Below are 22,243 nucleotides of genomic sequence, written 5' to 3' on the forward strand. Positions count from 1 at the left end.
GCACACACATGTCTTCCAAGCAAAAGATCCGCATCCGCCTGAAGGCGTTTGACTACAAACTGATCGACACCTCGGCCGCCGAGATCGTGGACACCGCCAAGCGTACCGGTGCGATCGTCAAGGGCCCCGTGCCCCTGCCGACCCGCATGAAGCGTTTCGACATCCTGCGTTCGCCGCACGTCAACAAAACCTCGCGCGATCAGCTGGAAATCCGCACGCACCAGCGCCTGATGGACATCGTCGATCCAACCGACAAGACCGTCGATGCCCTCATGAAGCTGGACCTCCCGGCTGGTGTGGACGTCGAAATCAAGCTGCAGTGATGCGGTTCTAAGGCTCCGCATTTGCGGGGCTTGCGCAAAAAGAGCCCGCCGGTTATACTGGCGGGCTTTCGAGCTTCTTGCTCGAGAGATATTCGTTTTTCGGCGCTACCCAACCGGGTATGCCTTAACAACGTGTCGCAGCGGTGCCGCAAGGCGCTGACGGGCACACCATCAGCCCCGGCCAATTGAAGTCGGGAACGGAGAAAACAATGAGTCTTAGCAACTCCCTCGGGTTGTTGGGTCGCAAGGTGGGCATGATGCGTCTGTTCACCGATGACGGGGACGCAGTGCCTGTCACGGTGGTCGATGTGTCCAACAACCGTGTGACGCAAGTGAAAACCCAAGCCAACGATGGCTACGATGCGCTGCAGGTCACCTTTGGTGCCCGCCGTGCCTCCCGCGTCACCAAGCCCATTGCGGGCCACCTGGCCAAGGCCGGTGTTGAAGCGGGTGAAATCATCCAGGAATTTCGTGTCGCTGCCGACGTGGCCGCCCAGTACCAGCCCGGTGCCGTGGTTGCTGCCAATGTGGTGTTTGCGGCTGGCCAGAAGGTGGATGTGCAAGGCACTTCCATCGGTAAAGGCTTCGCTGGCACCATCAAGCGCCACAACTTCAAATCCCAGCGCGCGTCGCACGGCAACAGCCGTTCGCACAATGTGCCGGGTTCGATCTCCATGGCCCAGGATCCGGGTCGCGTGTTCCCGGGCAAGAAAATGACCGGCCACATGGGCGATCAAACCAAGACCATCCAGAACCTGGACATCTTCCGTGTTGACGAAGCCCGTCAGCTGCTGATGATCCGTGGCGCTGTGCCGGGCTCGAACGGCGGTTTCCTGACCGTCCTGCCCGCCATCAAGGCCAAAGTCAACAAGGGAGCTAACTGATGCAAGTTGAACTCCTGAACGACCAGGGTCAGGCTTCGTCCAATGTGGATGTGCCTGAGACCGTGTTTGGTCGTGACTACAACGAAGCGCTGATTCACCAGCTGGTGGTGGCTTATCAAGCCAACGCCCGTCAAGGTACGCGTGCCCAGAAAGACCGCGAGCAGGTCCATCACTCGACCAAGAAGCCGTTCAAGCAAAAAGGCACGGGCCGCGCCCGCGCCGGTATGACCTCTTCCCCGCTGTGGCGCGGCGGTGGTCGTATCTTCCCGAACAGCCCTGACGAGAACTTCACCCAGAAGCTCAATAAGAAGATGTACCGCGCCGGCATGGCGTCCATCTTCTCGCAACTGGTTCGTGAAGGCCGCTTGGCCGTGGTCGATTCCATCAAGGTGGATTCGCCCAAGACCAAGCAGCTGGCCGACAAGTTCAAGGCCATGAACCTGAGCCATGTGCTGGTGATCGCCGAGGAGGTCGACGAGAACCTGTACCTGGCTTCGCGCAACCTGCCCAACGTACTCGTCGTCGAGCCCCGTTACGCAGACCCGGTGTCGCTGGTGCATTACAAGAAGGTGCTCGTCACCAAAGCTGCCATCGACCAGCTCAAGGAGATGTTCGCATGAGCGTCACAAAATACGACGAAGGCCGTCTGATGCAGGTGCTCGTCGCGCCGATCGTGTCGGAAAAGGCCACACAAGCCGCTGAGCAATCCAACGCCGTGCTGTTCAAGGTGCTGCGTGACGCTTCCAAACCTGAGATCAAGGCCGCTGTGGAGTTGATGTTCAAGGTGCAGGTCAAGGGCGTTTCGGTGCTCAACCAAAAGGGCAAGTCCAAGCGCTTTGGCAAATCCGTTGGTCGCCGTGACCACGTGCGCAAGGCCTATGTGACGCTGATGCCGGGTCAGGAACTGAACTTCGGCGGGGAGGCTGTTTAATCATGGCAGTTATCAAGATGAAACCCACCTCACCAGGCCGTCGCGGCATGGTGAAGGTCACGCGTGACCACCTGCACAAGGGTGACGGTTACGCACCGCTGTTGGAACCCCAGCACCAGAAGGCTGGCCGCAACAACAACGGTCACATCACGGTTCGCCACAAAGGCGGTGGTGCCAAGCACCACTACCGCGTGGTCGACTTCCGTCGCAACAAGGACAACATCCCGGCCAAGGTCGAGCGTATCGAGTACGACCCGAACCGCACGGCGCACATTGCGCTGCTGTGCTATGCCGACGGTGAGCGCCGCTACATCATTGCCCCCCGTGGCATTGAGGCTGGTGCCACGCTGCTGTCCGGTTCGGAGTCGCCGATCCGTGTCGGCAACACCCTGCCGATCCGCAACATCCCCGTGGGCTCCACCATCCACTGCATCGAGCTGCAAGTCGGCAAGGGCGCGCAAATCGCCCGCTCCGCTGGCGCTTCGGCGGTGTTGCTGGCTCGCGAAGGCATCTACGCCCAGGTTCGCATGCGGTCTGGCGAAGTGCGCAAGGTCCACGTGGACTGCCGCGCCACCATTGGTGAAGTCTCCAACACCGAGCACAGCCTGCGTCAGCTGGGCAAGGCCGGTGTGAAGCGTCACATGGGCATCCGTCCGACCGTTCGCGGTACCGCGATGAACCCGATCGACCACCCGCACGGTGGTGGTGAAGGCAAGACCGGCGAAGGCCGCGCTCCGGTGGATCCGTGGGGCAACCTGACCAAGGGCTATCGCACCCGCAACAACCGCCGCACGCAGTCGATGATCGTCTCGCGTCGCAAGAAGTAAAGGGTTGACAACATGACTCGCTCACTCAAAAAAGGCCCCTTCATTGACCATCACCTGATGGCCAAGGTGGAGAAGGCCGTGTCCACCAAGGACAAAAAGCCCGTCAAGACCTGGTCGCGTCGCTCGATGATCCTGCCCGAGTTCATCGGTCTGACGATCGCTGTGCACAACGGCAAGCAGCACGTGCCCGTGTACATCACCGATCAAATGGTGGGACACAAGCTCGGCGAGTTTTCGCTGACGCGCACGTTCAAAGGCCACCCGGCCGACAAAAAAGCCAAGAAGTAAGGAACCACCATGACCACAGAAACTAGCTCTGTTGTTCGCGGCGTGCGCCTGTCGGTGGACAAAGGCCGTCTGGTTGCGGACCTGATTCGCGGCAAAAAGGTTGACCAAGCCCTGAACATCCTGTCGTTCACGCAGAAGAAGGCCGCTGGCATTGTCAAGAAAGCCCTTGACTCCGCCATCGCCAACGCTGAACACAACGACGGCGCCGACATCGACGAACTGTTCGTGAAAACGATCTACATCGAACAAGGCACCACGCTCAAGCGATTCTCGGCCCGCGCCAAAGGCCGTGGCAACCGTATCAGCAAACCCACGTGTCACATTTATGTGACCGTCGGCAACTGAAGAGGTCACAGGAATATGGGACAAAAAATCAACCCAACCGGGTTCCGCCTCGCAGTTTCCCGCAACTGGGCCAGCCGCTGGTACGCCAGCAACCGTGACTTCGCCGGCATGCTGGCCGAAGACATCAAGGTGCGCGAGTACCTCAAGGGCAAGCTGAAGAACGCCGCCGTGTCGCGCGTCGTGATCGAGCGTCCCGCCAAGAACGCCCGCATCACCATTTACTCGGCACGTCCGGGCGTGGTGATCGGCAAGAAAGGCGAAGACATCGAGAAGCTGAAGAAAGACCTGACCGCCAAGCTGGGCGTGCCGGTTGCTGTGAACATCGAAGAAGTGCGCAAGCCTGAAATCGATGCCAAGCTGATCGCCGACTCCATCACACAGCAGCTCGAAAAGCGGATCATGTTCCGCCGCGCCATGAAGCGCGCGATGCAGAACGCCATGCGTCTGGGTGCCCTTGGCATCAAGATCATGTCGTCCGGTCGTCTGAACGGTATCGAAATCGCACGCTGCGAGTGGTACCGCGAAGGACGCGTGCCACTTCACACCCTGCGCGCCGACATCGACTACGGCACCTCCGAAGCCAAGACCACCTACGGCATCATCGGTGTCAAGGTCTGGGTCTACAAGGGCGACACCCTGGGTCGCAACGATGCGCCCGTGGCCGCCGAGGCACCGCGTGCTGAAGAAGACCGTCGTCCGCGTGGTCCGCGCCGTGAGCGTCCGGCAGGTCCTCCTGCCCGCGCTGCGGTTCGCCGCCCTGGCGCCAATGCCGCACCGGCCGATGGCAGCGACAAGCCTGCTGAAGCCACCGCCGGCACCGACAAACCCGCCGTTAAGCGCGTTCGCAAAGACGCACCCGCAGGGGCACCTGCGGACGGCAAAGGAGAATAAACATGCTGCAACCCGCTCGCCGCAAGTACCGTAAAGAGCAAAAAGGCCGCAACACCGGCGTCGCCACCAGTGGCGCGACGGTGGCCTTTGGTGACTTCGGTCTGAAGTCCACCGACCGCGGCCGTCTGACGGCCCGCCAGATCGAAGCCGCACGCCGTGCGATTTCCCGTCACGTGAAACGTGGCGGCCGCATCTGGATCCGCGTGTTTCCGGACAAGCCGATTTCTCAGAAACCTGCCGAAGTCCGCATGGGCAACGGCAAGGGTTCGGTGGAGTACTACGTGGCTGAAATTCAGCCCGGCAAGGTGCTGTACGAGATCGTGGGTGTGACCGAAGAGTTGGCTCGTGAAGCCTTCACGCTGGCCGCCGCCAAACTTCCCCTGCGCACCACGTTCGTGACGCGCATGCTGGGTCAGTGATTCAGGAGAACATAGATGAAAACTGCTGAACTGCGCCAAAAGGATGTGGCCGGCCTCGAAGCCGAAGTGAAGTCTCTGCAGAAGGCCCATTTCGGTCTTCGCATGCAGAAAGCCACGCAACAACTCAACAACAACGCCACGTTGGGCGACACCCGTCGTTCCATCGCCCGTGCCAAGACGATTCTGGCCGAGAAGCAGCGCGCTGCTGCGGCCAAATAAGGAGCGAACCCATGACGGAAGCTAAAACATCCCTCAAGCGCACCTTGATCGGCAAGGTCGTGAGCGACAAGCGCACCAAGACCGTGACGGTTCTGGTGGAGCGTCGCGTCAAGCACGAGCTCTACGACAAGATCGTGGCGAAGTCCAGCAAGTACCACGCCCATGACGAAAAGGGCGAGTACAAGATGGGCGACGTGATCGAGATCTCCGAGAGCCGTCCGCTGTCGAAGACCAAAAACTGGGTGGCCACCCGCCTGGTGCAAAAGGCCGAGCTGGTGTAAGCCTGTTCCCGCTGTTCGCAGCGTGGCCGAGAAAAGCGACCGACAATTCGGTCGCTTTTTTCATTTCCGGCCCGACATTTTTGTGTCGGGCTCATCACCACGGCCTGCGGGCCATCTCACGAGGAGCAACACATGATCCAGGTAGGCGACAAGATTCCGGCGGCCACGCTGATGGAGTACGTCGAGGTCGAAGGCAACGGCTGCAGCATCGGCCCGAACCCGGTGGACACGGTCAAGGCCAGTGCGGGCAAGACCATCGCCGTGTTCGCCCTGCCGGGTGCGTTCACCCCCACCTGCTCGGCCAAACACGTGCCGGGTTTCGTCGAGGAGCACGCCGCGTTCAAGTCCGCGGGCGTGGACGAGATCTGGTGCCTGAGCGTGAACGATGCGTTCGTGATGGGTGCCTGGGCGCGCGATCAGCAGACCGGCGACAAGGTGCGCATGCTGGGTGACGGTGATGCCACGTTTGCCAAGGCCATGGGCCTGACCCTGGACTTGACCGGCAAGGGGCTGGGCTTGCGCAGCAACCGCTATTCCATGTTGATCAAGGATGGCGTGGTCAAGACCCTTAACGTCGAAGGTCCGGGCAAGTTCGAAGTGAGCGATGCCGCCACGTTGCTTGCCCAGGCCAAAGCCGGCGTCTGATTCGCTTCGTGTCAGTGAAAAGGGCGGGGTGTCTCAGACACCCCGCCCTTTTTTCATGACCATGCGCGCTCCGCGATCTACAGGTCCAGCTTGAGGTAGTGCGCGCCTGGAATGGGGTTGTGGTAGTAAGGCTCGGTTTCAACGAAACCCACCTCCTGGTACAGGGCGCGGGCGGACTCCATGTCGTTCAGGGTGTCCAGCAGCATGGTGGTGAAGCCGGCCCGCTGGGCCAGCTCGATGATGGCCTCCACGAGCTGCCGGCCCAGGCCCAGGCCCCGAAAGCCCTGGCGCACAAAAAGGCGCTTCATCTCGCAGGCGTTCAGGTGGTCGCTGTTGAGCAAGGGTCTGAACGCACAGCAACCGGCTGGCTGGCCATCGACGCTGGCCAGCAGCAGTGCACCCGAAGGTTCGGCGTAAGCCCCAGGCAGTTCGTTCAGTTCCTGTTCAAAACCCTGGAAGCACAGGTCGATGCCCAGATCGGCCTGGTAGTCCTGGAACAGGTGGCGAATGGCGAGCAATTGCTCGGGCGTCTGGGCCGGGGTCAGGGACAACGCGGTGGCGTGTTGGGGGGATGACATGGGGGTGCCAAGAAGGTCAAGAGGCGCACTATACGACAGGCGACCGGCATCGAAAGCAGCTCATCCGTTCATGTGGCCCAGGCTGACCAGTCCGTACACGGCTGCTGCGCAGAGGCCGAACACCACGAGGGCGGCGATGCGAGACCCGGCCGTGTCGCGGGCGCTGGGCACAGGGACGACGACGTTCTTGTCGCCGCTCACCATCGGGCGCACGAGGTTGTCCTTCTTCACCAGCTTGTAAAAAGCAATGGCCAGCAGGTGCAGCACCACCAGGCCGAGCACGATGAACTTGCCGACGTTCTTGTGGTAACTGGTGGCGTCGCTGATGGTCTCCCCTGACACGAAGCGCACCAGCGGCCCCGTGTAGGCGATCTCGTCGTCGGCGATCAGACCCGTGCCGACCTGCGCCAGCAGGATGCACAGCAGGGCCAGCACGGACAACATGCCCAGCGGGTTGTGCCCGACCCGGTGCTCGGGTGGGCCATCGCCTCGCAGGTAGGCCAGCACCGTGGCCGGTCCGTAAATGAAAGTGCTGAAACGGGACCAGTACCCTCCGACGAAGCCCCAGACCAGGCGGAACAACAACAGACTCAACACCGTGTAGCCCAGCCGGAGGTGCCAGTTCATCCAGTTGCCACCCATGTTGGCGGTGATGACCAGGCCGATGACGCAGACCGCCAAGGTCCAGTGGAAGAGGCGGGTGGGCAGGTCCCAGACGCGAACGGTGTGCATGTGGTGGCTTCCGGAAATCGGTTGAAGGATCGATAGAGAAGATACACGGACTTCGGTTCCTGCGGAACTTCTTCGCAGGCCGTCCACTCACGCCCAGGTAGCTCCCACGGCTACCTTGTCCGACCACCCTTTTTCTGCTCAGGAGTCCTCATGAAATTGCTCGCTTCGCTCACGCTCGCTGCTGTCGTGTCCACGCTCGCTTTGCCGGCCATGGCGCAGTTCCAGAAGCCCGAAGATGCCATCAAGTACCGCAAAGCCGCCTTGACGGTGATGGGCACTCACTTTGGGCGCATCGGCGCGATGGCCAGTGACAAGGCGCCTTTTGATGCCAAGATCGCGGCCGAAAACGCCGCCATCGTTGAAACCATGAGCAAGCTGCCGTGGGCGGGCTTTGTGGCCGGAACCGACAAGGGCGACACCCGCGCCAAGCCGGAGATCTGGGCGGAGCAGGCCAAGTTCAAGAAGAGCGCAGACGACATGCAGGCGGCCGTGGCCCAGCTCAACACCGCAGCCAAAACGGGGAATCTGGATGCCATCAAGACGGCGTTCGGTGCGGCCGGCAAGAGCTGCAAAGCCTGCCACGACGCGTTTCGCAAGGAGTGAGCCTGGACGGAGGCCGATGGCCTGAATGAAGAAAGGGCTGGTGCAACCACCAGCCCTTTCCTATGACGTGTCCGGCGCGGTTCAACCTTTCGCCAGAAGCTCCTCGATCAGGCCGTGCAGCGCGGTGAAGTCGGGTTCGCCGACGAAGCGTTTGACGATCCGACCCTGCTTGTCCACCAGGTAGGTGGTGGGCGTGAGCTTCACGTCGCCCCAGCTTTTGGCGATGTCCCCGGTGTTGTCGAGCGCCACCTTGAAAGGCAGTTGGCGGGTCTGCGCGTAGTTGAGCACCCAGGCGGGCTGGTCGTAGCTCATGGCCACCGCCACCGTCTCGAAGCCCTTGTCCTGGTATTTTTTGTAGGTGGACACCAGCGACGGCATTTCCTTGACACAGGTCACGCAGGTGGTGGCCCAGAAGTTCACCAAGGTCACCTTGCCCTTGAGTTGCTCGGTGGTGGTGGTGGTGCCGTCCAGCAGCACGAAGTTGGAGGCCGGGGCCTCATCGCCGGCGGCGCATCCGCCCAGACCCAGCATCCCGGCGCCCCCCAGGGCGAGCAAGACGGTGAGGGTTCGGCGACGGAGGGAAGAATCGGGTGTCATGGCATGTTGTGGAAAGGGGCACACGGAACGTGTGATCACCCGATTGTCCGGGAGTTCAGCATTTGACGCGAATATCCCTCGTCAACGAAGCCGCTGTCGGGCCGCCTGGAGGCGCGCGTCCAGGTACTCGCCGTAAAAGTCGGCCACCGCCACGCCCACCAGCCGCTCGGCCAGTTCCTGACCTTGCGGGCCCAGAAACAGCACCGTGGGCGCAAAGCGTGCCTTCCACACGCTGGCCTGTTCAGCAGGCGTGGTGTTTTCGCCCTGAAAGCCTTGCAGGTTGCTGGTGCGGTCGCGGGTGTCGATCTGCACCGCGTGCACTTGGCCCGCGCGCCGCATGGGCAGCAGGTGGTGGTTGCGCACCAGGTCGCAGTAGGGGCAACCGGCCAGCGTGGTCATCACCACCAGCGGTTCGCCCAGCGCGGCGGCGGCTTGGGCGGCGCCGCGCAGCGACGCCGGGGTGGGCAGGGCGGTTGGTGTGGGAGCGTTCATGGAACCTCGGTGTGGTGAATATCAGCAATTGCTGATGAACTTCAGACGATACCGCGAGCGCGAAGTTCCGCCAAGCGTGCTTCGTCGGAGCCGAGCCAGTCGGCCAGCACCGCGGCGGTGTGCTCGCCCAGCAGGGGCGGCGGCAGGTCGCTGCGCACGGGTGTGGCGCTGAGCTTGAGCGGGCTGGCGACCAGGTCCACCCGGTCAGCCCATGGGTGCTGCCAGGTCTGCACCATCTGACGCGCCTGCACGTGGGGGTTGGCAAACACCTCGGCCAGGTTGTTGATCGGGCCGCCGGGCACCTTGGCGGCTTCGAGCGCGGCGAGCCAGTCGGCCTTGCTCCGGGTCTTCATGGTGTTTTCCAACAGGGGCACCAGCACGGCTCGGTGGCGCACGCGGTTCTGGTTGCGGGCGAAGCGTTCGTCGGTGGCCAGCTCAGGGCAACCGGCCACCTCGCAGAATTTGGCGAACTGGCTGTCGTTGCCCACGGCCAGGATGACGTGTTGCGGCTGCCCCTGGGCGTCGGGTGCGACCTCGAACACCTGGTAGGGCACGATGTTGACATGGGCGTTGCCGGCGCGACCGGGCACCTGGCCGTCCTCGCGGCCGCGCACCAGGTAGTTGGCACCCAGGTTGGCGAGCATGGCGACCTGCGTGTCGAGCAGGGCCATGTCGATGTGTTGTCCCTCGCCGGTGCGTTCGGCGTGCCGCAGCGCGGCCTGGATGGCGACCGTGGCGTAGAGCCCAGTGAACAGATCGGCCACCGCCACGCCCACCTTCTGTGGGCCGCCGCCAGGCAGGTCGTCACGTTCGCCGGTCACGCTCATCAAGCCGCCCATGCCCTGGATCGCGTAGTCGTAGCCCGCGCGGTCTTTGTACGGCCCGGTCTGGCCGAAGCCGGTGATGGAGCAATAGACCAGCTTCGGGTTGATCGCGTGCAGCGAAGCGAAATCGAGCCCGTAGCGCGCCATGTCGCCGACCTTGTAGTTCTCCACGAACACGTCGGCCTTGGCGGCGAGTTCGCGGATCAGCGCCTGGCCTTCGGGTTGGGCGATGTCGCAGGTGATGGATCGCTTGTTGCGGTTCGCGCCGAGGTAGTAGGCGGCCTCGGCGGTGTCGGCGCCGTCGCGGCCTTTCAGGAAGGGCGGGCCCCAGCCGCGGGTGTCGTCGCCGCCGGGGTGGCTGGGGCCGGGCGGGCGCTCCACCTTCACCACGTCGGCGCCCAGATCGGCCAGCGTTTGCGTGCACCAGGGCCCGGCGAGCACGCGGGACAAATCGAGTATGCGGATACCATCCAGAGCGTTCATCGGGCCATTGTGCCCGCCGCGGCGGCGCCATGCTGTCGCGCATTTCGGAGACTCCGTTGACGTTTTCTTCCCGCGCCGCTGCACTGTCGGCGCTGCTCGTCCTGGGCGCCTGCAGCCCCACCCTCAACTGGCGCGAACTGCGACTGGATGGTGTGCCGCTGCTGGCACTCATGCCCTGCAAACCCGAGCGCGCGACGCGCCCTGTGCCTCTCGCAGGCACGCCCACCGAGTTGCACATGCACAGCTGTGAGGCCGGCGGCATGCGCTTTGCCGTCGCCTGGGCCGATGTGGGCAATGCCGCCCAGGTGGCGCCCGCGCTCGTGGCCTGGCGCAGCGCGAGCCTGCAATCCATCCGTGTGGCGCCCACGCCGGCCGATGACCCGTCCACCCGGTGGGCGGTGACCGTGGCAGGGGCGCCCTCGGTGCTGGGTGTGAGGGCGCAAGGCCAGGACCCGCAGGGCCAGCCGGTGCAGACGCGCGCCGCGTACTTCGCCCAGGGATCACGGGTCTTTCAGGCGGCGGTCTACGGCGTGACACTGCCGGACGAGGCGGTGGAGGCGTTCTACGCCGGCCTGCGCCTGTCGGCCCCATGAGGTCGTCCGCCGAGCCGTTGGCGCCGACGGAGAACGAATGGCTGGGCGCGCGCCAGGCGGTCTGGGTGTTCCTGGCGTTTGCGCTCGCCTATTTCCTGTCGGCGCTGGTGCGCGCCGTCACGGCCACGCTCTCGCCGGTGCTCAGCACCGAGTTGGCGCTCACGGCCAGTGACCTGGGCTTGCTGGCGGGCGGCTACTTTTTCGGGTTCGCGCTCACCCAGTTGCCGCTGGGTGCCTGGCTGGACCGCCACGGCCCGCGCCGGGTGATCCTCGCTTTTCTCGGTGTGGCGGTGCTGGGCTGCGCAGCGTTTGCGCTGGCCACCAGCTTCGCCGGTCTGCTGGCCGCGCGCGTGCTGACCGGCATGGGCGTGAGCGCCTGCCTCATGGCGCCGCTCACGGGCTACCGGCGCTGGCTGCCACCGGCCACGCAGATGCGCGCCAACTCCTGGATGCTGATGACGGGCTCGCTGGGCATGGTGGCCTCCACGCTGCCGGTGCAGTGGCTGATGCCGGTGCTGGGCTGGCGAGGCCTGTTCTGGTTGCTGGCGGGGTTGGTGCTGGTGTCGATGCTGGGCCTGGCCGCGATGGTGCCGGCCTGGCGAAAGGCGGCGGACGCGCCTTCGTTGGCCGCACCCCCGGTGGGCTACCGGGACATCTGGCGTCACCCCTATTTCAGGCAGATGCTGCCGATCGGCTTTTTCAACTACGGCGGCATGGTCGCGGTGCAGACGCTGTGGGCCGGGCCGTGGATGGTGAAGGTGGCCGACTACACGCCAGCGCAGTCGGCACTCGGCCTGTTCGGCATCAACCTGTGCATGCTCACGGCGTTCTGGCTCTGGGGCATGGTCAATCCGCACCTCGCGCGCCGGGGCCTGCGGGCCGAGCGGCTCATCGCCTGGGGATTGCCGTCGAGCTTTCTGGTGCTGGGTGCCATCGTCTGGCTCGGTGCGGGCGCCGGCTGGCCGATGTGGGCGGCGTTCTGCGTCTGCAGCACCTTCGTGTCCCTGTCACAGCCCGCGGTGGCGCTGGCGCTGCCGGCGCACGCGGCGGGGCGTGCGCTCTCGGCCTACAACCTGGTGATTTTCGCGGGCGTGTTCACCGTGCAGTGGGTGATCGGCCTGCTGATCGATGCCTTCGGCAGGCTGGGTTGGGACACCCCGGACAGCTTTCGCGGCGCCATCGGTGTCTTCGGTCTGTGCTGTCTGGGGGCGTACACCCTCTTTCTGCGCGGACACCGCCTGCAGCTCAGGAGCGGCCGGGGCTAAACTCCCGGGGATGAACGGCATCCTCATCATTGCCCACGCGCCGCTGGCTTCGGCCTTGCGCCAGTGTGTGTTGCATGTGTTTCCCGACAGCGCTGACGCGGTGTCGGCCCTGGATGTTCAGCCCAATGCGCCACCCGAAGAGTCGCTGGCCCAGGCGCGCATCCTCATGCGGCAGCTGAACCAGCCCAACACCCTGGTCGTGGCCGATGTGTTTGGCGCCACCCCCTGCAACGTGGCACAGAAGCTCGTGGATGGTGTGCGCTCCAAGCTGATCACCGGCGTCAACCTGCCCATGCTGCTGCGCACCGTGTCCTACCGGCACGAGTCGCTGGACGCGCTGATTTCGCGCGCCATGATCGGGGCAACGCAGGGCGTGATCCAGGTGGCCGTGACCGCACCCCAAAATCAGGCGAGAAGAACCACCCATGATCAAGACCACCGTGACCATCAGCAATAAGCTCGGGCTGCACGCCCGTGCTTCGGCCAAACTCACCAAACTGGCGGGCAGCCACAGCTGCGAGGTCTGGATGTCGCGCGGCGAGCGCCGCATCAACGCGAAAAGCATCATGGGCGTCATGATGCTGGCCGCCGGTCTGGGGACCACGGTCGAGGTCGAAACCAACGGTGCCGACGAGCAGGCCGCGATGGACGCCATCGTCGCGCTGATCAACGACAAGTTCGGCGAGGGGGAGTGATCTTGAAATACGGGCGCATGTCGGAGCAAGGGCGTTTCGCCGCCGGGCCGCCCCAAGGCGAAACAGCCCCCTTGGGGGGCAGCGACCCGCGCACGCGGCGGAGCGTGGGGGCACGCTGCGCATGAGCTTCACCGTCCACGGTCTCGCGGTCTCACGCGGCATCGCCATCGGGCGGGCGGTGATCGTGGCGTCCAGTCGCATGGACGTGGCGCACTACTTCGTCAAGCCCGAGCAGGTCGATGCAGAGATCCTGCGCCTGCGCCATGCACGCAACGCCGTGGTCGAAGAAATCGAGCGGGTGCAGGGCAGCCTGGGCGAGCTGGGCTCCAACGACGCCCACCCCGAACTCAGCGCCCTGCTTGACGTGCACCTCATGCTGCTGCAGGACGAGCAGCTCACCAGCGGCGTCAAGCACTGGATCGTGGACCGCCACTACAACGCCGAGTGGGCGCTGACCACCCAGCTGGAGGTGATCGCGCGCCAGTTCGACGAGATGGAAGATCCCTACCTGCGCGAGCGCAAGGCCGACCTGGAGCAGGTGGTCGAACGCATGCTTCGCTACATGCGCGGCGTCGCTTCGCCCGTGGCCGCTCCGGCCCCGGCGGGCGCGGCCGGCAAAGGTGAGACCCTGTTCGACCCCACGGTGGACGTGCCGCTGGTGCTGATCGCACACGACCTCTCGCCGGCCGACATGCTGCAGTTCAAGCAGAGCGTGTTCGCCGGGTTCGTCACCGACGTGGGCGGCAAGACCAGCCACACCGCCATTGTCGCGCGCAGCATGGACATCCCGGCCGTGGTCGGGGCGCGCTCGGCCAGCCACCTGATCAATCAGGACGACTGGGTCATCATCGACGGCGACGCCGGCGTGGTGGTGGTCGACCCCTCGCCCATCCTGCTCGCCGAATACGGTTTCAAGCAGCGGCAGGGTGAGGTCGAGCGCGAGCGGCTGTCGCGCCTGAAAAACACGCCCGCCGTCACGCTCGACGGCCAGAAGATCGAGCTGCTCGCCAACATCGAACAGCCCGAAGACGCGGTCGGTGCGCTCAAGGCCGGCGCTGTGGGCGTGGGCCTGTTCCGCACCGAGTTCCTCTTCATGGGGCGCAACGGCAAACTGCCCGACGAAGAAGAGCAGTTCGGCGCCTACCGGCGCGCGGTGGATGGCATGCAGGGGCTGCCGGTGACCATCCGCACGGTGGATGTGGGGGCCGACAAACCGCTGGACCGCTCCCCTGTGCGCGCCGGCGAAGACCACCTCAACCCGGCGCTGGGCCTGCGCGCCATCCGCTGGAGCCTGGCCGACCCGGCCATGTTCCTGGTGCAGCTGCGCGCCATCCTGCGTGCCGCGGCGTTCGGGCCGATCAACCTGCTCGTGCCCATGCTGGCCCACGCCAGCGAAATCCGCCAGACGTTGGCATTGGTCGACAAGGCCCGCGCACAGCTCGATGCGCGCGGCCAGGTGCACGGCCCGGTGCGGCTGGGCGCGATGATCGAGGTGCCCGCCGCGGCGCTGACGATCCCGCTGTTCCTGCGTCACTTCGATTTCCTGTCCATCGGCACCAACGACCTCATCCAGTACACACTGGCGATCGACCGCGCCGATGAGGCCGTGTCCCACCTCTACGACCCGGTGCACCCGGCCGTGCTGCACCTGCTGGCCAGCACCATCGCTCAGGCGCGGGCGCAGGGCAAGGGGGTGAGCGTCTGCGGCGAAATGGCCGGCGACGTGAGCATGACGCGCCTGCTGCTCGGCCTGGGCCTGCGCAGCTTTTCCATGCACCCCTCACAGATCCTGGCGGTCAAACAGCAGATCCTGCGCTGCGACACCACCAAGCTCGCCACCTGGGCGCAAACGGTGCTGGCGGCCGAGGACCCGGCAGCACTCATGGCGGATTAGGCCCCCCCCCGCGCCGCTGCGCGTCACCCCCCAAGGGGCGATGCCTGCGGCCCGGCGGAGCCGGTTCCGCGGCATCCTGGGTTGGGGCACGCGCTTCGACCCGGTCCCTTGTCAGCGCCGCATTGCTTTGATGTGTGCCTCAACCTTTGGAGGAGGCTATCGGCGCGTCGCCATCACCGCCGCGCCGATGATCATCACTGCCGCCACGGCGACCGACGCGCTGGGTGTTTCGCCGCGCACCCAGAGCAGCGTGAGCGTGGACAGCAGCGGCGTGAGGAAGCTGAGCACGCCGATCTGCCGCGCGTCGCCGCGCTTGAGCGCCGCGTCCCACAGGAAGAACGCGCCGCCCAGCGGGCCCAGGCCGAGCATGGCGATCAGGCCCCAGTCGCGGGCCGACAGCGCCACCGCCGGCTCCAGCACCGCGTGGCACAGCAGCGAGAGCAGGCCCGAGACCAGGGCGAAGCTGCCGATGGCCGCGGTGGGGAAGGCACGCACGCGTTTCGTCATCAGCGAGTAGCTGGCCCAGATGAAGGCCGAGGCCGCGGCCGGGATGTAGCCCCAGGCCCACACCGCCTGGGCACCATCACCACCTCGCCCGAGGATCGCGAGCGCCGCACCGGCGAAGCCGAGCAGCGCCGCGAACACGTGGCGCGTGGTGAGCGACACGCCGGGCAGGAACAGCGGCGCCATGACCACGATGCCCAGCGGCCACAGGTAGTTCACCAGGTTCGCCTGCACCGGCGGCGCGTGGCGCAGCGCGATGAAGAGCAGGAAGTGGAAGCCGAACAGACCGTACACGCCGAGCGCCAGCGTAGCGCCGGGCACGCGCCACTGGCGCCAGTCGAAGCGCGAGAGTGGCAAGGCGATCAGGCTGCCGATCAGCAGCGAGAGGCCGGTGAGCAGGAAGGGCGGGACGTGGGACAGTGACACGCCCAGCGCCGCCAAGGACGCCCACAGGGCAATGGCGCCCAGCGCCAGCGGGTTGGCGCTCACGCGAAGGCTCCGGTCGGTGTGTGTTTCATGAGGACCATCCATGGGCGTGTTCAATCACGGCGGATGGGTGTGTGATCGGTGTGACGCAGCGTTGCTCGGTGGCACGGACCTCATGTGAAGGCCGTGCCCCAGCGGGAGTGCACACACGCCGAGAGTGAGGTGTCGTGTGTGGAGTGGGCCTGTCGGGCGCTGGGCCACCGCTGATGCCTGCGCCCGACGCCACGACCGCTCGGGAGAGGATGAATCCGGCCCCAAAAGGTGATGGAGGAGGGGGAAGGCGCATCCCTGCGACCTTACCGCTTGCGCCGTCGCCAGCCGCGGGCAGATCGTCGAGATCCGGTGGTTCGTGTCAGCGACCGGCCAGACGGCGCTGGGCTGCGGTCAGTGCCGACGGTGAGCGGTAGCCGGTGCGCCGGGCCACCTCGGCCACGGGCAGGCCCTGGCCCCGAAGCCGCCGAGCCTCCGCCAGGCGCAGCTCGCGGACCCACGCCATGGGGCTCATGCCGCGTTCTTCGCGGCAACGGGTGGTGAACTGTGCGGCGCTCAGGTGAGCGCACGCCGCCAAATCATCCACCTGCAAAGGCTCGTGACCGCGTGCCTGCACCCAGGCGGTCAGCGCGCTCCAGTCGATGGCGCGACGGGGCCGCTGAGGCACGAGAGGGGGTGTCCAGGCTTCCAGCAGCAGATCGGGGCCCAGCAGCCGGGCTCGCGGCAGGGCGCTGTCACAGGCGGTCGCGAGGTAGCGGGCGAGGGGCGCCAGCGCCCGGGGCTCCGGGTGGCCGAGCGCGTATTGCCAGCGGGTGTCGTTCGAATCCAGCACCAGGCACCGCGCGATGCTGGCGGCCACGAAATCGTGGCGGTCTCCCGGAGCGATCACCGCACCGTCACCGGCTGAGATGCGACGGCCTCGGCCGTTCACCTCCAGTTCCAGCACGCCGTCCAATCCCAGCAGGATCTGGAAGTGTTCGTGCGTGTGGCTGCCGTGCGAGGCGCCGTAGCGCCGGACCGACAAGGCATCGGCCCGGTGGCTCACGCTCAGGCCTTGCTGGCGTTCAGCACGCCGTGCGCCTGCTGGTCGGCGTGGTACGAGCTGCGCACCATGGCGCCCACGGCGGCGTGGGTGAAGCCCATCTTGTAGGCCTCGGCCTCGAACATCTTGAAGGTGTCGGGGTGCACGTAGCGGCGCACCGGCAGGTGGTGGCCGCTGGGCGCGAGGTATTGGCCGATGGTCAGCATCTCGATGTCGTGCGCGCGCATGTCGCGCATCACGTCGAGGATTTCCTCGTCGGTTTCGCCCAGCCCGACCATCAGGCCGCTCTTGGTGGGCACGTGCGGGAACAGGGCCTTGAACTTCTTGAGCAGGTTCAGGCTGAACTGGTAGTCCGAGCCGGGGCGCGCCTCCTTGTACAGGCGGGGCGCGGTCTCCAGGTTGTGGTTCATCACGTCGGGGGGTGCCGCCTTGAGAATCTCCAGCGCGCGGTCATCGCGGCCGCGGAAGTCGGGCACCAGCACTTCGATCTGGGTGCCGGGCGAGAGCTCGCGCGTCTTGCGAATGCACTCGACGAAGTGGCCGGCGCCACCGTCACGCAGGTCGTCGCGGTCCACGCTGGTGATCACCACGTACTTGAGTTTGAGCTGGGCGATGGTCTTGGCGAGGTTCTCGGGCTCGTTCACGTCCAGCGGGTCCGGGCGGCCATGGCCCACGTCGCAGAACGGGCAGCGGCGTGTGCACTTGTCGCCCATGATCATGAAGGTGGCTGTGCCCTTGCCGAAGCATTCGCCGATGTTGGGGCAGCTGGCTTCCTCGCACACCGTCACCAGCTTGTTGGCGCGCAACACGTCCTTGATCTCGTAGAAACGCGTGGTCGGCGAACCGGCCTTGACGCGGATCCAATCGGGCTTCTTCAGCACCTCGGCCGGCACGATCTTGATCGGGATGCGCGAGGTCTTGGCCTGGCTCTTCTGCTTGGCCGTGGCGTCGTAGCCGGCGGCGGGCTGGGCTTCGCGGACCGTGTTCTGGGCGTCGGCTGTGGGTGTGTCGGGGCGGGTCATGGCTTGGGCGCGGGCGGCGAAATGGAGGAGCGGGGGGATCAGGGGCTGAGGGTGGCGCCGAGCTTCTGACTCAGAACCTGGGCCGCTTCGTCCCATGAAACGGCAACCCCGATTGTAGAAAGATCCACCGTCTGCAGGCCCGCATACCCGCACGGGTTGATGCGCCAGTAGGGCTGCAGGTCCATGGCGACGTTGAGCGCCACCCCGTGATAGGTGCAGTGGCGGCTGACCTTGATGCCGAGCGCAGCGATCTTGCCCAGCCCGGTGAAGTCGGGCTCGGCGGCGGGTTGGCCAACCACCTTCTTTTGGGGACGTTGTGGCAGCAGGGCGTGGCTGGCCGGGTCGTCCAGCCGCACATAGATGCCCGGCGCGCCACCCACGCGGTGGCCAGTCACGCCGAAGTGGTTCAGGGTGCGGATCACCGCCTCCTCGATGCGGTAGACGTATTCCTTGACGAAGTAGCCAGCGCGTTGCAGATCGATCAGCGGGTAGGCCACCACCTGCCCAGGTCCGTGGTACGTGACCTGGCCGCCGCGGTTGGTCTGGATCACCGGGATGTCGCCCGGCGCCAGCAGATGGCCTTCTTTGCCAGCGATGCCCTGGGTGAACACGGGCGGATGCTCACAGACCCAGAGCTCGTCGGCTGTCTCGGGCGTCCGGGCTGCGGTGAAGGCCACCATGGCGTCGCAGGTGGGCGCGCAGTTCACCCGGCCGAGGTTGCGGACCTGCATGGTCAGAGAACGATCTTGACCATCGGGTGTGTGGTCAGTGTGCGGTACAGCTCGTCGAGCTGCTCGCGACTGGTCACGTACACCGACAGCGTCAGACCCATGTAGTTGCCGGCCTTGCTCGGACGCAGCTCAATGGTCGAGGCGTCGAAACTGGCGTCGAAGGCCTTGGCCACATGGGTCATGGCGGTCACATAGCCGTCCACGTTGGCCCCCATCACCTTGATGGGGAAGTGGCAGGGGTACTCGATGAGGGATTGCTCGGGAGGAATGGGGCGGGGCAGGTCCATGGCGAACTCCTCAGGTTGACGTGCTGGCCGTGTGAAACACGGTGATGGGCGCTCCGCACGGGCGGCAGGGAGCCGGGGCAGTGGGCATCGGAGAGAGCGTGGTTTGTGCCATTCTGAGAATTTTGAGGTCTGGGGCCGTCATCACTTGATGGCGCCCGTCGTCGACAATCAGCGCCTGGTCGGGCATTCTGCTGGTCGCCGCACGAGCGCGTGTGACCCGCTTTCAAGAGGAGCAGGCCATCTGACCGAAGCTTGTTGCGGCCAGGTTCGACCTTTGCAACAGGAGATTATCAGGCGCCACTTGCGGCCGAGGGGTAGCCTGCCCAGCGGCTTGACGGAGCCATGGGGTTTCTACGTATAATCAGCGGCTTTGCGAAACTTCACGCTTTCATTTGTAACCTGTGAGTAATTTGCCATGCCGACAATGCCGAGGCTTGAGTCGACAGCGCAACCAGGCGATGAGTGGGACGAAGATGGGTCGCAAGAGCCCGAATTCAAGCCCCTGACGCGGGAGGAAGCGCAGCAGTGGCGAGCGAGCCAGCCGGAGATTTCGGTCTGGCGGCTGGTGGGGATGCAGTTGCTGGTGGGGCTGACGGCGGGATTGTTGGGGTGGTTGCTGACGCAGCGCGCTCCGGTGGCCTGGTCGGTTCTTTACGGCGCGGCAGCGGTGGTGTTTCCTTCGGCCCTGATGGCCTACGGGTTGACCTCCAGTTTTCTGTCCCGGCTGTTGGCAGGTGTGGCGCAGGCTGCATTTGCAGGTTTTTTGCTGTGGGAAGGGGTCAAGATTTTGCTGGCGGTCGCCATGTTGTGGCTGGCTCCGAAAATCGTCCCGGAACTCAGCTGGCTCGGCCTTCTGGCCGGTCTGGTGTTGACTCTCAAGGTGTACTGGTTTGGGTTTTGGGCCCAAGCCAGGCGTTCAAACGTAAACGGTTGATTGGCGCGAACGAACATGGCTGCAGAAGGTATCGGTCCCACCCCTGGTGAGTACATTCGCCACCACTTGACCCATCTGACGAACCAGAAGCAGGGCTTCATCGTCGACTTTTCGGTCATCAACATCGACTCCGTCATCTTCAGCTCGCTGCTGGGTGCGATCGTGTGTTTCTTCCTCTGGCGTGCGGCGCGCACGGCGCACGCCGGTGTGCCGGGTCGTTTCCAGGCGGCGGTGGAAATGCTGGTCGAGATGGTGGACAGCCAGGCGAAGGGCGTGATCCACAACGCCCACAGCCGCAAGCTGGTCGCCCCGCTGGCGCTCACCGTGTTCTGCTGGATCTTCGCCATGAACTTCATGGACATGCTGCCGGTGGATCTGCTCCCGAAGATCTGGGAGGGGATTTATGGCGCTGCTGGCCACGATCCGCACCACGCCTACCTGCGTGTCGTGCCCACCGCCGACCTCTCCACCACGCTGGGCCTGTCGGTCTCCGTGCTGCTGATGTGTGTGTTCTACAACCTCAAGATCAAGGGTCTGGGCGGTTGGGCGCACGAATTGGTGACCGCCCCGTTCGGCACCAGCAAGAATCCTGTCTGGGCGCTCCTTCTGGGTGTGACCAACTTCCTGATGCAGATGATCGAGTTCGTGGCGAAGACGGTTTCGCACGGCATGCGGTTGTTTGGCAACATGTTCGCGGGTGAACTGGTGTTCATGCTGATCGCGCTGCTGGGTGGCTTCGCCTCCCTCTCGTTGTCGGGTGGGCTCTTCTTCGTCGGACACGTGATCGCAGGCACGGTGTGGACCTTGTTCCATATCCTGGTCATCACCTTGCAGGCGTTCATTTTCATGATGCTGGCCCTGATTTATCTGGGTCAAGCGCATGACGCTCACTAAGTTGCGCGGTTTCACCTCGCTCTCTAGTTCTTTCGTTTCTTTCCTTTCTCAACCTTCGTTCATCTCATAGGAGTCATCATGGAAAACGTTCTGGGTCTCGTCGCACTGGCTTGCGGTCTCATCGTCGGTCTGGGTGCCATCGGCGCCTCTATCGGTATCGCCCTGATGGGTGGCAAGTTCCTCGAGTCGTCGGCCCGCCAGCCTGAACTCATGAACGACCTGCAAACCAAGATGTTCATCTTGGCTGGTCTGATCGATGCGGCCTTCCTGATCGGCGTGGCCATTGCCCTGCTGTTCGCCTTCGCTAACCCCTTCACGCTCGCCGCTTAATGGGTTTTGCTGCCGTGCGCGGCGGCGCCCCGCAGGCCGGTTGGTTCTGGTCTGCAATCCGGTGGCCCGCTGACGCTGCAGCAAGCGCGTCACCACTCTTGTCAACACACAGAAAGGCGTTGCGATGAATATCAATGCAACCCTCTTTGCGCAGGCTGTCGTCTTTGCGATCCTGGTGTGGTTCACGATGAAATTCGTGTGGCCCCCGATCGCCAAAGCTCTTGACGAGCGTGCGTTGAAGATTTCCGAAGGACTGGCATCGGCCGAGAAGGCCAAGTCCGAACTGGCCGTGGCCAACAAGCGCGTGGAAGCAGAGTTGAGCCAGTCGCGCAACGAGGCCGCCACCCGCCTGGCCGACGCCGAGCGCCGTGCCCAGACCGTGATCGAAGAGGCGAAAGCCCGCGCCACGGACGAAGCAGCCAAGATCGTGGCCGCCGCACGCCAGGAAGCCGAACAGCAGGTCGTCAAGGCCCGTGAAGCGCTGCGCGAAGAAGTGGCCGCACTGGCCGTCAAGGGTGCCGAGCAGATCCTCAAGCGCGAAGTCAACGCCGGCGTTCACGCCGAGTTGCTGGGTCGCCTGAAGACCGAACTCTGAATCGCCTGACGCTCACGTTCCATTCGATACCCGCAGGCATCCAAAGGTAGACCATGGCCGAAATTGCCACCATTGCCCGCCCCTACGCCGAGGCGCTGTTCCAGTCCGCTGGTGCTGACGCGGCCGGTACCGCCGTCTGGCTCGATGAGCTGGCCGCAGTTGCTTCCAATGAGCAGCTCCGCCAGTTCGCCGATGCGCCCAAGTCCTCGTCCGAGCAGGTGTTCGGCGTCATCACCGGTGTGCTCAAGAATGCACTGCCGGTCATGGCCCAGAACTTCCTGCGAACGGTGATCGACAACGGCCGCATTGCCGCCTTGCCCGAAATCGCAGCGCAGTTCCGCGTGTTGAAGAACGCCCAGCAGGGCAGTTTCGACGCCGTGGTGCACAGCGCCTTCGAGATGGACAGCGCTGCGCTGGCCGATCTCTCGGGTGTGCTGGAAAAACGCTTTGGCCGCAAGCTCAACCTGCAGGTCCAACTGCAGCCCGATCTGATCGGTGGTGTGCGTGTGGTGGTGGGCGACGAGGTGCTCGACACCTCGATCAAAGCCCGCCTGGAACAAATGAAACTGGCCCTGACGGCTTGATTGCCCGACAGCCCATCGCAGTGCGCCCTCATCC

At 64.7% G+C, this 22,243-nt stretch carries 33 protein-coding genes; 23 read left to right on the forward strand and 10 right to left on the reverse strand.

Annotated elements, in window-relative coordinates; all coding sequences use genetic code 11:
* The first annotated feature begins 8 nt into the window (after positions 1-8).
* The 12 genes from rpsJ (at position 9) to IM738_RS23020 (ending at position 6,053) form a co-directional block, all read left to right on the forward strand.
* A complete protein-coding gene (rpsJ, locus tag IM738_RS22965; protein ID WP_068174613.1) occupies positions 9-323 on the forward strand; it encodes a 30S ribosomal protein S10 in 315 nt (104 codons plus the stop codon).
* Between the two features lie 209 nt (positions 324-532).
* The gene (gene rplC, locus IM738_RS22970; RefSeq protein WP_077334592.1) at positions 533-1,207 is read left to right on the forward strand and encodes a 50S ribosomal protein L3; all 675 of its coding nucleotides are present in this window, start codon (positions 533-535) and stop codon (positions 1,205-1,207) included.
* Positions 1,207-1,827 (forward strand): 50S ribosomal protein L4, encoded by a 621-nt coding sequence (gene rplD, locus IM738_RS22975; RefSeq protein ID WP_077334594.1) that lies wholly within the window; start codon positions 1,207-1,209, stop codon positions 1,825-1,827. Before rplC ends, rplD begins: the two co-directional genes overlap by 1 nt.
* On the forward strand, positions 1,824-2,138 hold the full coding sequence (rplW, locus tag IM738_RS22980) for a 50S ribosomal protein L23 (RefSeq protein WP_077334596.1): 315 nt from the start codon (positions 1,824-1,826) through the stop codon (positions 2,136-2,138). Before rplD ends, rplW begins: the two co-directional genes overlap by 4 nt.
* A gap of 2 nt (positions 2,139-2,140) precedes the next feature.
* Entirely contained in the window at positions 2,141-2,965 is an 825-nt protein-coding gene (gene rplB / locus IM738_RS22985) for a 50S ribosomal protein L2 (RefSeq protein WP_236963342.1), read from the forward strand.
* A 12-nt stretch (positions 2,966-2,977) separates the two neighbouring features.
* Positions 2,978-3,253 (forward strand): 30S ribosomal protein S19, encoded by a 276-nt coding sequence (rpsS, locus tag IM738_RS22990; protein WP_077334601.1) that lies wholly within the window; start codon positions 2,978-2,980, stop codon positions 3,251-3,253.
* Between the two features lie 9 nt (positions 3,254-3,262).
* Complete coding sequence (rplV, locus tag IM738_RS22995; RefSeq protein WP_236963343.1) at positions 3,263-3,598, forward strand: 50S ribosomal protein L22; 336 nt, start codon at positions 3,263-3,265, stop codon at positions 3,596-3,598.
* Between the two features lie 15 nt (positions 3,599-3,613).
* Complete coding sequence (gene rpsC, locus IM738_RS23000) at positions 3,614-4,489, forward strand: 30S ribosomal protein S3 (RefSeq protein WP_236963344.1); 876 nt, start codon at positions 3,614-3,616, stop codon at positions 4,487-4,489.
* Positions 4,490-4,491: 2 nt separating this feature from the next.
* On the forward strand, positions 4,492-4,908 hold the full coding sequence (gene rplP / locus IM738_RS23005) for a 50S ribosomal protein L16 (RefSeq protein WP_077334607.1): 417 nt from the start codon (positions 4,492-4,494) through the stop codon (positions 4,906-4,908).
* A 15-nt stretch (positions 4,909-4,923) separates the two neighbouring features.
* A complete protein-coding gene (gene rpmC / locus IM738_RS23010; protein WP_077334609.1) occupies positions 4,924-5,127 on the forward strand; it encodes a 50S ribosomal protein L29 in 204 nt (67 codons plus the stop codon).
* An 11-nt stretch (positions 5,128-5,138) separates the two neighbouring features.
* Positions 5,139-5,408: a 30S ribosomal protein S17 gene (rpsQ, locus tag IM738_RS23015; RefSeq protein WP_077334611.1), complete on the forward strand. Its 270-nt coding sequence runs from the start codon at positions 5,139-5,141 to the stop codon at positions 5,406-5,408.
* A gap of 132 nt (positions 5,409-5,540) precedes the next feature.
* Complete coding sequence (locus tag IM738_RS23020; protein WP_236963345.1) at positions 5,541-6,053, forward strand: peroxiredoxin; 513 nt, start codon at positions 5,541-5,543, stop codon at positions 6,051-6,053.
* 77 nt (positions 6,054-6,130) lie between these two features.
* On the opposite strand, the gene IM738_RS23025 is transcribed toward IM738_RS23020, so the two are convergent.
* Positions 6,131-6,631 carry a GNAT family N-acetyltransferase gene (locus IM738_RS23025; RefSeq protein ID WP_236963346.1) on the reverse strand — a complete coding sequence of 167 codons (501 nt, stop codon included), beginning with the start codon at positions 6,629-6,631 and terminating at the stop codon, positions 6,131-6,133.
* Positions 6,632-6,691: 60 nt separating this feature from the next.
* A complete protein-coding gene (locus IM738_RS23030; protein ID WP_236963347.1) occupies positions 6,692-7,363 on the reverse strand; it encodes a cytochrome b/b6 domain-containing protein in 672 nt (223 codons plus the stop codon).
* A 150-nt stretch (positions 7,364-7,513) separates the two neighbouring features.
* On the opposite strand from IM738_RS23030, the gene IM738_RS23035 reads away from it, so the two are divergent.
* A complete protein-coding gene (locus IM738_RS23035) occupies positions 7,514-7,966 on the forward strand; it encodes a c-type cytochrome (protein WP_236963348.1) in 453 nt (150 codons plus the stop codon).
* A gap of 81 nt (positions 7,967-8,047) precedes the next feature.
* Here IM738_RS23035 and IM738_RS23040 read toward each other — a convergent pair whose 3' ends face one another.
* From IM738_RS23040 to IM738_RS23050, 3 genes are all read right to left on the reverse strand, one after another.
* On the reverse strand, positions 8,048-8,563 hold the full coding sequence (locus tag IM738_RS23040) for a TlpA family protein disulfide reductase (RefSeq protein ID WP_442908461.1): 516 nt from the start codon (positions 8,561-8,563) through the stop codon (positions 8,048-8,050).
* Between the two features lie 81 nt (positions 8,564-8,644).
* Positions 8,645-9,055 (reverse strand): hypothetical protein, encoded by a 411-nt coding sequence (locus IM738_RS23045; protein WP_236963349.1) that lies wholly within the window; start codon positions 9,053-9,055, stop codon positions 8,645-8,647.
* 41 nt (positions 9,056-9,096) lie between these two features.
* Entirely contained in the window at positions 9,097-10,362 is a 1,266-nt protein-coding gene (locus tag IM738_RS23050) for a CaiB/BaiF CoA transferase family protein (protein WP_236963350.1), read from the reverse strand.
* 56 nt (positions 10,363-10,418) lie between these two features.
* Here IM738_RS23050 and IM738_RS23055 point away from each other — a divergent pair, with 56 nt between their 5' ends.
* The 5 genes from IM738_RS23055 (at position 10,419) to ptsP (ending at position 14,809) form a co-directional block, all read left to right on the forward strand.
* Positions 10,419-10,955, forward strand: coding sequence for a hypothetical protein (locus tag IM738_RS23055; RefSeq protein WP_236963351.1), 537 nt, complete (start codon positions 10,419-10,421; stop codon positions 10,953-10,955).
* Positions 10,952-12,220: an MFS transporter gene (locus IM738_RS23060; protein WP_236963352.1), complete on the forward strand. Its 1,269-nt coding sequence runs from the start codon at positions 10,952-10,954 to the stop codon at positions 12,218-12,220. Before IM738_RS23055 ends, IM738_RS23060 begins: the two co-directional genes overlap by 4 nt.
* 10 nt (positions 12,221-12,230) lie before the next feature.
* Positions 12,231-12,677: a PTS sugar transporter subunit IIA gene (locus IM738_RS23065; protein ID WP_236963353.1), complete on the forward strand. Its 447-nt coding sequence runs from the start codon at positions 12,231-12,233 to the stop codon at positions 12,675-12,677.
* Positions 12,646-12,915 carry an HPr family phosphocarrier protein gene (locus tag IM738_RS23070; RefSeq protein WP_236963354.1) on the forward strand — a complete coding sequence of 90 codons (270 nt, stop codon included), beginning with the start codon at positions 12,646-12,648 and terminating at the stop codon, positions 12,913-12,915. The genes IM738_RS23065 and IM738_RS23070 overlap by 32 nt, the downstream gene beginning before the upstream one ends.
* Before the next feature lie 121 nt (positions 12,916-13,036).
* The gene (gene ptsP, locus IM738_RS23075) at positions 13,037-14,809 is read left to right on the forward strand and encodes a phosphoenolpyruvate--protein phosphotransferase (RefSeq protein WP_236963355.1); all 1,773 of its coding nucleotides are present in this window, start codon (positions 13,037-13,039) and stop codon (positions 14,807-14,809) included.
* Positions 14,810-14,965: 156 nt separating this feature from the next.
* Here the strand turns inward: ptsP and IM738_RS23080 are convergent, their stop codons facing one another.
* From IM738_RS23080 to IM738_RS23100, 5 genes are all read right to left on the reverse strand, one after another.
* Positions 14,966-15,802: a DMT family transporter gene (locus IM738_RS23080; RefSeq protein WP_236963356.1), complete on the reverse strand. Its 837-nt coding sequence runs from the start codon at positions 15,800-15,802 to the stop codon at positions 14,966-14,968.
* Between the two features lie 349 nt (positions 15,803-16,151).
* On the reverse strand, positions 16,152-16,835 hold the full coding sequence (locus IM738_RS23085; protein ID WP_236963357.1) for an AraC family transcriptional regulator: 684 nt from the start codon (positions 16,833-16,835) through the stop codon (positions 16,152-16,154).
* 2 nt (positions 16,836-16,837) lie between these two features.
* On the reverse strand, positions 16,838-17,854 hold the full coding sequence (lipA, locus tag IM738_RS23090) for a lipoyl synthase (RefSeq protein ID WP_236963358.1): 1,017 nt from the start codon (positions 17,852-17,854) through the stop codon (positions 16,838-16,840).
* Between the two features lie 38 nt (positions 17,855-17,892).
* The gene (lipB, locus tag IM738_RS23095) at positions 17,893-18,585 is read right to left on the reverse strand and encodes a lipoyl(octanoyl) transferase LipB (RefSeq protein ID WP_236963359.1); all 693 of its coding nucleotides are present in this window, start codon (positions 18,583-18,585) and stop codon (positions 17,893-17,895) included.
* Between the two features lie 2 nt (positions 18,586-18,587).
* The gene (locus IM738_RS23100; protein ID WP_236963360.1) at positions 18,588-18,872 is read right to left on the reverse strand and encodes an HP0495 family protein; all 285 of its coding nucleotides are present in this window, start codon (positions 18,870-18,872) and stop codon (positions 18,588-18,590) included.
* A 415-nt stretch (positions 18,873-19,287) separates the two neighbouring features.
* Between IM738_RS23100 and IM738_RS23105 the strand changes: the two genes are divergently transcribed.
* The 5 genes from IM738_RS23105 to IM738_RS23125 all read left to right on the forward strand — a co-directional run bounded on the left by IM738_RS23105 (position 19,288) and on the right by IM738_RS23125 (position 22,209).
* The gene (locus IM738_RS23105; RefSeq protein WP_336886534.1) at positions 19,288-19,806 is read left to right on the forward strand and encodes an ATP synthase subunit I; all 519 of its coding nucleotides are present in this window, start codon (positions 19,288-19,290) and stop codon (positions 19,804-19,806) included.
* Between the two features lie 15 nt (positions 19,807-19,821).
* The gene (gene atpB / locus IM738_RS23110; protein ID WP_236963361.1) at positions 19,822-20,700 is read left to right on the forward strand and encodes a F0F1 ATP synthase subunit A; all 879 of its coding nucleotides are present in this window, start codon (positions 19,822-19,824) and stop codon (positions 20,698-20,700) included.
* 78 nt (positions 20,701-20,778) lie between these two features.
* Positions 20,779-21,030, forward strand: a complete 252-nt coding sequence (atpE, locus tag IM738_RS23115) for a F0F1 ATP synthase subunit C (RefSeq protein WP_236963362.1) — start codon at positions 20,779-20,781, stop codon at positions 21,028-21,030.
* Between the two features lie 124 nt (positions 21,031-21,154).
* Positions 21,155-21,625: a F0F1 ATP synthase subunit B gene (locus tag IM738_RS23120; RefSeq protein ID WP_236963363.1), complete on the forward strand. Its 471-nt coding sequence runs from the start codon at positions 21,155-21,157 to the stop codon at positions 21,623-21,625.
* A gap of 53 nt (positions 21,626-21,678) precedes the next feature.
* Positions 21,679-22,209 (forward strand): F0F1 ATP synthase subunit delta, encoded by a 531-nt coding sequence (locus tag IM738_RS23125; protein ID WP_236963364.1) that lies wholly within the window; start codon positions 21,679-21,681, stop codon positions 22,207-22,209.
* The last annotated feature ends 34 nt before the right edge of the window (positions 22,210-22,243 follow it).

The sequence above is a fragment of the Hydrogenophaga sp. SL48 genome, from assembly GCF_021729865.1.
Lineage (GTDB): Bacteria > Pseudomonadota > Gammaproteobacteria > Burkholderiales > Burkholderiaceae_C > Hydrogenophaga.

Coding starts and splice junctions, on each gene's coding strand:
- rpsJ (WP_068174613.1), top strand. CDS start 9: ATGTCTTCCAAGCAAAAGATCCGCATCCGCCTGAAGGCGTTTGACTAC.
- rplC (WP_077334592.1), top strand. CDS start 533: ATGAGTCTTAGCAACTCCCTCGGGTTGTTGGGTCGCAAGGTGGGCATG.
- rplD (WP_077334594.1), top strand. CDS start 1,207: ATGCAAGTTGAACTCCTGAACGACCAGGGTCAGGCTTCGTCCAATGTG.
- rplW (WP_077334596.1), top strand. CDS start 1,824: ATGAGCGTCACAAAATACGACGAAGGCCGTCTGATGCAGGTGCTCGTC.
- rplB (WP_236963342.1), top strand. CDS start 2,141: ATGGCAGTTATCAAGATGAAACCCACCTCACCAGGCCGTCGCGGCATG.
- rpsS (WP_077334601.1), top strand. CDS start 2,978: ATGACTCGCTCACTCAAAAAAGGCCCCTTCATTGACCATCACCTGATG.
- rplV (WP_236963343.1), top strand. CDS start 3,263: ATGACCACAGAAACTAGCTCTGTTGTTCGCGGCGTGCGCCTGTCGGTG.
- rpsC (WP_236963344.1), top strand. CDS start 3,614: ATGGGACAAAAAATCAACCCAACCGGGTTCCGCCTCGCAGTTTCCCGC.
- rplP (WP_077334607.1), top strand. CDS start 4,492: ATGCTGCAACCCGCTCGCCGCAAGTACCGTAAAGAGCAAAAAGGCCGC.
- rpmC (WP_077334609.1), top strand. CDS start 4,924: ATGAAAACTGCTGAACTGCGCCAAAAGGATGTGGCCGGCCTCGAAGCC.
- rpsQ (WP_077334611.1), top strand. CDS start 5,139: ATGACGGAAGCTAAAACATCCCTCAAGCGCACCTTGATCGGCAAGGTC.
- IM738_RS23020 (WP_236963345.1), top strand. CDS start 5,541: ATGATCCAGGTAGGCGACAAGATTCCGGCGGCCACGCTGATGGAGTAC.
- IM738_RS23025 (WP_236963346.1), bottom strand. CDS start 6,631: ATGTCATCCCCCCAACACGCCACCGCGTTGTCCCTGACCCCGGCCCAG.
- IM738_RS23030 (WP_236963347.1), bottom strand. CDS start 7,363: ATGCACACCGTTCGCGTCTGGGACCTGCCCACCCGCCTCTTCCACTGG.
- IM738_RS23035 (WP_236963348.1), top strand. CDS start 7,514: ATGAAATTGCTCGCTTCGCTCACGCTCGCTGCTGTCGTGTCCACGCTC.
- IM738_RS23040 (WP_442908461.1), bottom strand. CDS start 8,563: ATGACACCCGATTCTTCCCTCCGTCGCCGAACCCTCACCGTCTTGCTC.
- IM738_RS23045 (WP_236963349.1), bottom strand. CDS start 9,055: ATGAACGCTCCCACACCAACCGCCCTGCCCACCCCGGCGTCGCTGCGC.
- IM738_RS23050 (WP_236963350.1), bottom strand. CDS start 10,362: ATGAACGCTCTGGATGGTATCCGCATACTCGATTTGTCCCGCGTGCTC.
- IM738_RS23060 (WP_236963352.1), top strand. CDS start 10,952: ATGAGGTCGTCCGCCGAGCCGTTGGCGCCGACGGAGAACGAATGGCTG.
- IM738_RS23065 (WP_236963353.1), top strand. CDS start 12,231: ATGAACGGCATCCTCATCATTGCCCACGCGCCGCTGGCTTCGGCCTTG.
- IM738_RS23070 (WP_236963354.1), top strand. CDS start 12,646: ATGATCAAGACCACCGTGACCATCAGCAATAAGCTCGGGCTGCACGCC.
- ptsP (WP_236963355.1), top strand. CDS start 13,037: ATGAGCTTCACCGTCCACGGTCTCGCGGTCTCACGCGGCATCGCCATC.
- lipA (WP_236963358.1), bottom strand. CDS start 17,854: ATGACCCGCCCCGACACACCCACAGCCGACGCCCAGAACACGGTCCGC.
- lipB (WP_236963359.1), bottom strand. CDS start 18,585: ATGCAGGTCCGCAACCTCGGCCGGGTGAACTGCGCGCCCACCTGCGAC.
- IM738_RS23100 (WP_236963360.1), bottom strand. CDS start 18,872: ATGGACCTGCCCCGCCCCATTCCTCCCGAGCAATCCCTCATCGAGTAC.
- IM738_RS23105 (WP_336886534.1), top strand. CDS start 19,288: ATGCCGACAATGCCGAGGCTTGAGTCGACAGCGCAACCAGGCGATGAG.
- atpB (WP_236963361.1), top strand. CDS start 19,822: ATGGCTGCAGAAGGTATCGGTCCCACCCCTGGTGAGTACATTCGCCAC.
- atpE (WP_236963362.1), top strand. CDS start 20,779: ATGGAAAACGTTCTGGGTCTCGTCGCACTGGCTTGCGGTCTCATCGTC.
- IM738_RS23120 (WP_236963363.1), top strand. CDS start 21,155: ATGAATATCAATGCAACCCTCTTTGCGCAGGCTGTCGTCTTTGCGATC.
- IM738_RS23125 (WP_236963364.1), top strand. CDS start 21,679: ATGGCCGAAATTGCCACCATTGCCCGCCCCTACGCCGAGGCGCTGTTC.